The sequence below is a fragment of the Candidatus Melainabacteria bacterium genome (genome assembly GCA_016193285.1).
GTDB lineage: Bacteria > Cyanobacteriota > Vampirovibrionia > 2-02-FULL-35-15 > 2-02-FULL-35-15 > JACPSL01.
This window is the reverse complement of record JACPSL010000011.1, coordinates 95,255-104,563: the sequence shown is the minus strand read 5'-3', so window position 1 is coordinate 104,563 and position 9,309 is coordinate 95,255. Positions and strand designations below refer to the sequence as shown.

At 33.5% G+C, this 9,309-nt stretch carries 9 protein-coding genes; 6 read left to right on the top strand and 3 right to left on the bottom strand.

What is annotated here, in order from left to right; all coding sequences use genetic code 11:
• Positions 1-411: 411 nt before the first annotated feature.
• The 4 genes from HYY52_02805 to HYY52_02790 all read left to right on the top strand — a co-directional run bounded on the left by HYY52_02805 (position 412) and on the right by HYY52_02790 (position 7,140).
• Positions 412-714 (top strand): nucleotidyltransferase domain-containing protein, encoded by a 303-nt coding sequence (locus HYY52_02805; GenBank protein MBI2995621.1) that lies wholly within the window; start codon positions 412-414, stop codon positions 712-714.
• A complete protein-coding gene (locus tag HYY52_02800; GenBank protein ID MBI2995620.1) occupies positions 692-1,138 on the top strand; it encodes a DUF86 domain-containing protein in 447 nt (148 codons plus the stop codon). Before HYY52_02805 ends, HYY52_02800 begins: the two co-directional genes overlap by 23 nt.
• 14 nt (positions 1,139-1,152) lie before the next feature.
• Positions 1,153-2,172, top strand: a complete 1,020-nt coding sequence (locus tag HYY52_02795) for a hypothetical protein (GenBank protein MBI2995619.1) — start codon at positions 1,153-1,155, stop codon at positions 2,170-2,172.
• A 339-nt stretch (positions 2,173-2,511) separates the two neighbouring features.
• A complete protein-coding gene (locus HYY52_02790) occupies positions 2,512-7,140 on the top strand; it encodes a hypothetical protein (protein ID MBI2995618.1) in 4,629 nt (1,542 codons plus the stop codon).
• A gap of 19 nt (positions 7,141-7,159) precedes the next feature.
• Here HYY52_02790 and HYY52_02785 read toward each other — a convergent pair whose 3' ends face one another.
• Positions 7,160-7,375, bottom strand: a complete 216-nt coding sequence (locus tag HYY52_02785) for a hypothetical protein (GenBank protein MBI2995617.1) — start codon at positions 7,373-7,375, stop codon at positions 7,160-7,162.
• A gap of 195 nt (positions 7,376-7,570) precedes the next feature.
• On the opposite strand from HYY52_02785, the gene rph reads away from it, so the two are divergent.
• Together rph and HYY52_02775 are read left to right on the top strand one after the other, a co-directional pair.
• Positions 7,571-8,302, top strand: coding sequence for a ribonuclease PH (gene rph / locus HYY52_02780; GenBank protein MBI2995616.1), 732 nt, complete (start codon positions 7,571-7,573; stop codon positions 8,300-8,302).
• A gap of 143 nt (positions 8,303-8,445) precedes the next feature.
• Positions 8,446-8,877 (top strand): hypothetical protein, encoded by a 432-nt coding sequence (locus tag HYY52_02775; GenBank protein MBI2995615.1) that lies wholly within the window; start codon positions 8,446-8,448, stop codon positions 8,875-8,877.
• A gap of 2 nt (positions 8,878-8,879) precedes the next feature.
• Here the strand turns inward: HYY52_02775 and HYY52_02770 are convergent, their stop codons facing one another.
• Together HYY52_02770 and HYY52_02765 are read right to left on the bottom strand one after the other, a co-directional pair.
• Positions 8,880-9,086, bottom strand: coding sequence for a hypothetical protein (locus HYY52_02770; GenBank protein ID MBI2995614.1), 207 nt, complete (start codon positions 9,084-9,086; stop codon positions 8,880-8,882).
• Positions 9,083-9,304, bottom strand: coding sequence for a hypothetical protein (locus HYY52_02765; protein MBI2995613.1), 222 nt, complete (start codon positions 9,302-9,304; stop codon positions 9,083-9,085). The genes HYY52_02770 and HYY52_02765 overlap by 4 nt, the downstream gene beginning before the upstream one ends.
• Between the last annotated feature and the right edge of the window lie 5 nt (positions 9,305-9,309).

Genomic DNA, 9,309 nt, shown 5'->3' with positions numbered 1-9,309 from the left:
GTCCTTCTGGTCTTCTATGATCTTTTAACTCTGAAAAACTTTCCTCAACTATTTCTCTAAATATTTCCATACCTTAATACCTCTGTGGTATTTAAGGCCTGTAAAAATCTCTTTTTTGTTTCTGGAAAGTAATGTTTCAGTGTTTAGATATTAGCAGCATGCTAGAACGTTAGCAGATTGCTTCGTCGCAACAAAGTTGCTCCTCGCAATGACGTTCTACGATTGGTTCATAAGCCATTTTTCTTATCGTTAACCTGACAGCTATGGCATGTCACTGCGAGGAGTGAAACGACGAAGCAGTCTCGAAGGTCTACACATAAATTCGTCCGGGATTGCTTTGCTCCGCTCGCAATGACATGATCCTCGAAAACTTTACAGACCCCCTTTAAAATTAGGTATAATTTAAAAGTAATGACATTAGAATTTCAAGGCATAAAAGACTTTGAGTTGTTTTTAAATCAAAATAATATTTTTGATTTACTAGGAGTGGATAATATAGGAATCTTTGGATCTTTTGCAAGAGGTGAACCAGCACATGATATAGATCTTTTACTAGAGAATATTACTAACAAAAACAAACTAATTGAAATAAAAGAAGATTTAGAAAAAAAAATTGGAAAAAAAATTGATGTTGTAATAGACCAATATACAAACCCAATAATTTTGCATCGGGCTAAAAAGGACATAATTTATGTTAAGAAGTATAAGAAATGATCTTTTATACCTTCTTGGAATACTAAACGCAATAGAAAAAACTAAAAAATATTCTGAAACCTACAAAAGTGCAGAAGAATTCTTTGAGGCTAACGAACAACTTAACTACAATGCCTGCTTAAATTTATTGTCGTTTATTGGTGAAAACACTAACAAACTTAGTGATAAATTAAAAAATAGATATAAAGAAATTGAATGGGATAAAATAATAAACTTTAGAAATAGAGTTGTACACGACTATCAAGGTCTGGATGTTTTTATTGTTTACAAAATAATAAATGAAAGTCTTGCTAAGCTGGGAAATAACATATGCAAAATCATAGAGGAAGGACTACACACTGGTGATTTTGACAAAGATGAATATGTGATAGCAAAAGAGAATAAGTATTATAGATTTATTGACTTCAATAAAATTAAATTTTAAGTTTCACAGAAAATATGCACATTAGTAATATAAAAATTGTTCTTGATGACGAAAAAATTAAAAAAGTCTTAAAAATAAAAGATGTAATTAAAGTTATTGAAGAAGGTTTTAGAAAAAAAGCACAAGGATTAGTTAGTTTGCCTCCTAAAATAGGACCAGAGTTGCACACCCCTGGTGCTTTTGCAGAAGGAATGCCAGTAGCAGTGTTTAAAAAAGAACGTAACGGCGAATCGGCGATACGGCAATACGGAGAAAGAACAAAGCTTGAAATATTTGGAATTAAGTGGCAAAGTGCATATAAAAGTAATTTAAAAAAAAGGATTCCTTATTTAAATAATTTAATTATTTTAAATGAACCAAAATATGGTTTGCCAATTGCAATTTTAAAAGGGAACTGGATTACTGCAATGCGTACAGCTGGTGTCAGTGCAGTTTGTGCAAAATATCTTGTAGGGGCCAGCCAGCGGCGAGCCCCTACAATTGGCATTTTGGGTCTTGGACTACAAGCATATGTCCATGTAATTGCATTTAAATCTATTTTTAAAAATCCAAGATTTGTTTTATTTGAATATATTCACAATGAGCTTGTAGCATTTCAAAAAAAATTCCCAAAAGAAAAGTTTGAAAGCACAAAAAACATTCATGAAGTAGTAAAGAGCTCTGATGTCATCCTAAGTGCTACAACATTTCCACCAAAAATTACTCCATATATTTTTAATAAGGACTTAAAGGATGACGTACTAATTCTGCCTCTTGAATATGGAACAAGGATTGATCCAAATCTTTACAAATATTTAGATGAAATCTATACCGATGACATTGCTCAATACAAATTAAAAAGTAGAGACGCTCCACCGGGGCGTCTTTACTTCCCGCCAAACAGGCCAAAGATAAAAAAAGAAATTGGAGATATTGTTTTTAGCAATTATAAAAGAAGTAATATACCTAAGAAAATTCTTGTCTTTAATCTAGGGATTGCACTCTTTGATATTTTGGTTGCAGACCTTTTTGTAAAGAAGACAAGGAAAATTTAATCTTTAATTAATAATTTCAAAGAATTAAAAAATTGATTTTATTGTCAGGCATTTTGCTAGTATCTATGCATGTTTCACGTCATATAGAAAAAGAAAATTAACTATCTTAACCTTATTAAAAAATAAGTTTTCATCTTTTCATCCTGCAAATACAAATAGTGATAGAATATTTTTTGTATTTAAAAAGAGTAGCTATATAGGTCAAGTAAAATTTAAGTACAAGTATAAAACCAAATCAATGTCGATTAGGTCGAAAAATATAAAAAATAATTCAAGCTTGATTTGCTTTGACTTTTGTAAGAAATAAAAGACAACAAGTTATTCAAAGGAGAATAACGTTTGGCTACAAATGTTCAAGACATTTCTAAAGTAATTCCAAACGGGGCGAGACGTGCTGAGTACCTTGGATATTTAGCTCTTAGGTCAAATGGTACACCAGAACAAAGTCAAAAAGTTCAAAGAGAAGTTAGTGAGCAACAAAGCCAGAACAAACTAGGTTTTTTTCAAAAACTATGGAGAGCAACTCTTATAGCATGTTCAATTATTGTTGGGACTCCACTTCCAGAAGACAACAAACCATTCTTAAGATATTATGAGCAAATTAGGAATACTGCTAGTGAAAGTGATGCTCCTGCAGTTCAAATAACAAAAAGAGCAGAACGATTACTTTCTGATTCAGAAGCAGCAATTGATTATTCAAAAGAATATTCTACAAATGTAATTCCAAAAGATGTTGGTGTTCCAATGTCTGGAATGCTTTCCTTTCTAGCTGGCTGTGATGGCACATTTCGATCAAATGAGCAACTCCAACATAATCGTTTTATCAAATGGTGGACAAAGCTACTTTTACAAGAACCAGAAAAAGCAACCAAGGTTATAAAAATTTTAAACGACATGGATGATACCTTAACAAGTAAGAGCAGAGACCCTGGTTTTACATGTGCTGATAAAGCAATAGAAATTCATGATGCACTCCAAAGAACTATAAAACTAATGCAAGAATTAGCTGATTCACTAGGAATTAAAATAATTGAAGGTACAAATAGTGCAAGGCCTTTAGATGAAACACTAACATCTTCACAACTTCCTGGAGTAGAACCTTGCATAAAATTAGGTCGCTTAAATGGGCTTGGACCAGAAATTTATGGAGACTTAGAGACATTAGAAGAAAATATTAAGCACTGCAGGTTTACTTTCTTAAATGCAAATGGATATGCAGGTGGTCTAGAAAAAATATTTCTTTCTAATAAGACCTATAGAGCTATAGATTTATTAAGGCACCTTGAAGACAGATCAAATCCAGATGAAATAATTACTATTGAAATTGATGGTAAACAAAAAACCTTTGTTGAAGCACTTTTTACAGATCCTGCGCATGAATATGCCATTGCAGAATCAAAGAAAGTTGCTGGATATATTTATGACACCAATCTTGCATTAGAAGAAGGTTCTTACTATGACCATTATTTAAAAATTGCAAATCTTAAAAAAGAATGTATCAATGACAAACTTATGCAAGCAAAAGAAAGTGGAGCAACAAAAGAAGAACTAGCAAGAATAGAAGAAGAATGCTTAAAACAATTTCAGGAAAAGTTACTTGCAAATGTCAATGCTGGCATTCCTAAGTGGCAAAAAGTTATTCAAATAAGAAAAGGACTAAATGAATGTGAGAAAAAGAAAAAAGCCGGGGAACTAATCCCTGCTGAAGTTATAGAAAAAAAAAATATTGCGCTAAATAATGCTCTAGCAGATGCAATGCTGCATGTAAGACTAATCGGGGCTGATAGCACAGAACAAGTATCAAATGATTTCAAGGGACAAAATCATTATGCATTGCTATCAAGCAATAACACAAATGATATAAGAAGATTCATCAGACTAGCTACACGTGGTGAACTTGCTGCCCTTACAATGCATTATTACAACAGGTTTCTAACACCATTTGACAGGAGACAAAGAGGTGGTTTAGATGCTGTTGACAGAGCAAATTACATATTAAAACAATTTGCAAATCACTCCAAGGTCAGGCGCCTCATCGCTAAAGAAAACATGTATACAAATAGGAGAGAGCTACATCAAGACATTAAAAAATTTAGAGACCATGGGATTGAGCTACTTAAGAAAGAAGGGGTTAAATCATATCTAGACTGGAGAATGCTTGAACATTTGTCCCTTCACTATACTCAAGAACAATTAGAAGCAATTGATAATCAAAGAGCCGAATCAGGAGAAAAAAAATTATTTTCTTTTAGCACTGGTCCTTCAAGAGAAAGACTTCTAGACTTTTCTGATGAATTTAAAGCTGAACGTAATACTTCTTGTGCAGGTTTTGGTTCATCTGGATACATACAGTGGACAAAAGAGCATTTTAAAAACTCAGGAGGACCTGAAGCAGAATTAATTAGCATAATCGATACTTTTCTACCTGAAAATATTGAGGATATTGAGAGTCTGAGGTCACTCAATGAATCTGATCTACAACAACTTGAGTGGCTTTACCCAAATGAAATGTTTATCCGAAACAGTAGCCGTGGAATGTTTGCAAAAAATGGCCAAGGCGGTAATGGAGATCGTTCGTTTTATCCCATTTTTTCTTTTGTAGACAAAAGAGAAATTCAATATTGTTCAACACCTATTGCATCAACTAGAGCAGTTGAGATTCCATACTTACCACCTAGCAGTATTGAAGATAAGAGATTTAAATTTTATGGAATCAATAAATTAAATCAAGACGGCTGGATTTATTGGGAATTACTAGGGAATCGTGATAAAGATTCAGGTGTAGACCTTAGAGACAATCTCCTAGATAAAGACGGTTTCCAAACAACAGCTTTAACAGGTGGTGGTGATAGCACTAGTGACCTTGAAGCTCTTGCAGCAATACTACTTAGAAATGGTTTAGCAAACCAGGTTTTGTTTAAGTACAATGAAAGAAAGCTATATGAAGCAATTATCAAACTATGTATCGAGGATTACGGGAAGTTCATGGAGAAACTTAAGAAGGACCCTGAACAATTTAAAGAGTATTGTGCTGAATTGAAAGAACAATCAAAAGAGTTTGGTAACTTTTTTTTACGTAAAAAGAAGAATGGAAATTATGAAAAAATAGTAAGGTTCGAAGGTCCAGACTATGAGCATAGAACTCCTATACTTGAATTCAATCCTAGAAGCAAGAATTATGAGTTTACTAAAGAAGAATTAATTGAAGATTTTAAAAGAATCTATGGAGATAATTTTGTAGCACATAGCTCTCCAGAAGTTTACATCTACAGGATGCTCGAAACATTAGAACTGCTTTTAGGTAAGCATGAAAGATTTATACAAAAAGACTTTGCAAAAGCACAAGAGTTATGCAAGCGACAATTAAACGGAGAAACAAACTTTAGTTCTGACGAGTTAAATCTTATAGCTAGATATAAACAAGCTGTAAGAGAACAAAATGAAGCTTTTATAATTCCTCCTAATGCACCAAGATGTAGAATATGGCGTGAATACAGAGTTAAAGATGAAAGCAGTCAAGTAACTGGAATAGTCTACAAGAACAAAGATAATGTTTATGTACTAGATGAGTTAAATGGCAACAACCCGATACCATACAACAAAGATATTTCAAAATTAGAGAAGATCGAAATTGAAGAAGATGAAGCAACAGGAAAATTTAAATACTTTGATCCGTCTTCTAATCAATTAAAAGACTATGAAACTCCGGAAAGACTAAATAACATTTTACAAGAAGAAAAATATTTACCACCCTTTTCTCCAAAATCAGGATTGTTAACAAACAAATTTTTACTCTGGCTTTTGGGAAAAGATGACACAAAGCTTGGGAAAGCTAGATTAAAGAAACTTGTAGGCAATATACCTTTCTTATTTAGCGGGCTTTTAAAATATTCCGGAGCTCTTATGGCAATAGGCGGGATAGTAAGAATAGTCAGTAAATTCTCTGGGAATCTGGAAGGAGTTCTATATACTTCTGGTTACTGGATATCAAATAGTGTAAGAGCTGTTTCTGCATTAGGTGGTGCACTTAGAGGAGTTTTAAATCCACAAAAATATCCTGAGATTTGCGTTGGTGAAGGTTTAAATATTATTGCATCATTTTTACCAAACAAATCAAAATACTGGTTACTTGGTTTAGGGAATTCATTCTTATTTTTTGGAAGAGGCAGACAAGAAGCATTAATCAATCAAAAAGTAAATAATCACAGTGAAAGTATGATCGAGGGACATTTTAATAAATCTATTGATCCAAGGCCAAAAGTAAGGGAAGTAACTCAATTTAGCACAAACTTAATTCTTGGCGCAATGAAAAAACTAGAAAACTTTGGTCTGCCAAAAGTTGTAGGTAAAACAATTGGCCAAGCTGTAAGCATGTTATTGACTCCATTCAAGATGGTTGGTGATGTAATTAACGAGCCAAGGTTAGCTGGTTTATTAGAAAAAAGAAAATCTGATAAAAATGGAATACTTTATTGGACTGTACCTAGTGTAGGTCACTTAATGGCAACAGTAGGAGCTTTAAGTGGTATTGGTGCAGTAGTAGGAGCAACTGTTGGAAGAGTAAAGGCTGAAGCTGAAGACGGGTTTAATTGGTTTGGTAAATATTTTGCTATTCCATTTGCAACAGCTATACCAGCAATTGGAATTATTTTAAAAGGTTTACAAGTTGCAACTAATCCAGATGGATTACAACGAATTACAAGAACATTAAATGGGAAAGATATTAAAATCGACTACATAAGAGCTGGTCTAGGTCAGGCCTTTTCTGGCGTCCTCTATCTTATACTCCCATGGTTTGGGCTTCACAAAGACTTAGTTGCTGCTGGATATGACACAGCAAACGGCAGGTATTTTATTGGGGCTGGTGAAGAAGAAAAAATTAACGGCGTACAAGTTGCAAGTACTATTGCAAGGCGTGCAGATGAACACACTACTGATGCCGAGACTTTGTATACTGTAGCAGCCTAAGGCGTATTGCAATACGCCTCTACACCTCTTTTGTTCTTACAGACTTAACAAGTGAAGCTAAAGGGTGAAACAATGTTGCAATAGTTAGTATTGGTTTTTTTTGAAGAAGATGATATACACGGTCAATGGTTTCTTTCATAGAGTCATGACGAGCACGCCGTTTTATTTCTTTCTTTAATTGCTTGAGCTCATTTTTTCTTTCTTTTTCTTCTTCAAAAATTGGATTGTAAATCATGACACTTACCTCTTTGTAATTTTTTTAATTTTCTAACCCTCTAACATGGTTATACCCATAATATAAATTTTTTAGGTTATAGATTCATTAAGCCACCTAATATTTCTTTAGGGAAGAACACTAAAACAAGATTAGGAATCTGATTCTAAGAATTGTTTTGTCAGTTTCTTGCTGGTACTGCTAAAATAAAAATCTATGACAAGACGCGATGATCGAAAAAATGATGAACTAAGACCACTAAAGTTTACCTGTAACTTCTCAAAGAAAGCCCATGGTTCTGTCTTAGTAGAACTTGGCGATACCAAGGTTTTAGTTACTGCAATGATTGAAGATAAAGTCCCGCCATTTTTAGAAGGAACAAATAAAGGATGGCTGACTGCTGAATATTCTCTTTTACCTGGCTCAACTAATCCAAGATACCAAAGAGAAGTAAACAAAGGGCGTCCTTCTGGCCGCACTAGTGAAATTCAAAGACTTATTGGAAGAAGCTTAAGAGCTGCATTTGATTTAAATGCAATCGGCCAAAGAACTATAACAATTGATGCTGATGTAATTAGTGCCGATGCATCTACAAGAGTAGCTAGTATCTGTGGTGGATATGTAGCAATATATAAGGCACTTGAAAATTTAAAAAAGAGAGGATTGATTTTAAAAATCCCATTACTAGAACCAGTTGCTGCTGTTAGTGCTGGTGTTGTAAACAAAGAAGTTTTATTAGATCTCTCATACTCAGAAGATTCACAAGCTGAAGTTGACAGTAATATTGTAATGAATCAGTCAGGGAAAATTATTGAGCTTCAAATGACTGCTGAGGGAAAACCATTTGAAGAAAATATTGTGAGTGAAATCATAAAATTAGCCCGAAGAGGGATCCAAGAAATTATTCAAAAGCAAATTGAAGCTACAGCAAAAATCTGTGCTGTCTAATAAAAAGAGGGTTACCCATTAATTAAATTTTTACCTTAAAGAACTAAGTTAAAAGATCGATAACTAAAGTAGAGAGCAAAATCATGAGGACAGTGATAAAACTTTTCATACGTCTTTTTTGTGGAACCATTTTCACTTGCACCATGGCCTGTGCCCAATTACAATACTCAGTGTCACCATTTTGTGAAAAAAATAAAGTTTTATGTGTACAGAATGAAACACCTGTATGTTTAGTCTCAAACCCAAGAATTCACGAAGAAAAAAATCGTTTTAGTCCTGATTGTGATGTAAATTCATCTCCAGCTTGTATTGATTTATCTTATGGAACAAGAGCTACAGATGAAAATATTTTTATAGCTTGCATAGAAAGAGTAATATGTAACTTTGACACTAACAAAAATAAACTGGTTATCACTTGCTCCTCGGGAAAAATTGCCAAATGTCTTGGTAGTGATGACAGTCCAAGTTGTATAAGTGATGGAGAAGCTGCTGAATGTAAAGATGGAATTGCTGTTTGTGATTTTAATAATTGGCAGATCAGTAAGGATGAGGTTTCCTCATTCCTGTTGCAATAGCATTACAAGAGGCCTGTCTCCTTTTCAAAATATTCTTTCATCCACTTTTTTACTTTGTCATGTTCTTCTTCTGACTTACAGCGCTCTAGACACCAAACAAATGCTGTTCTTGGGCTAACATTTCTTGTAGCACAAAATTTATTTATTTCAAGTTGTCCATTTAAAACCTGATCAATGTCAGAGCCCATATCTCTTCTTCTTGATGTCATGCTGTCTTTTGTGTAAGTTTTCTTTTTAAGCTTTCTTTATTTATTAACTGCAATGACTCATAAAATTCAAGAGTCCATTTACCACGATTTTTCTTTGCAATTCCCCGCATTTTATCTCTAATACTTAATACTTGCTTGTCAGACCATTTTGTAAAATCACCGCATTTCTTTTTGCTACCTTTATATAGTTTGATTGCTTTTTTTATTGCATCTGTCATTTTGA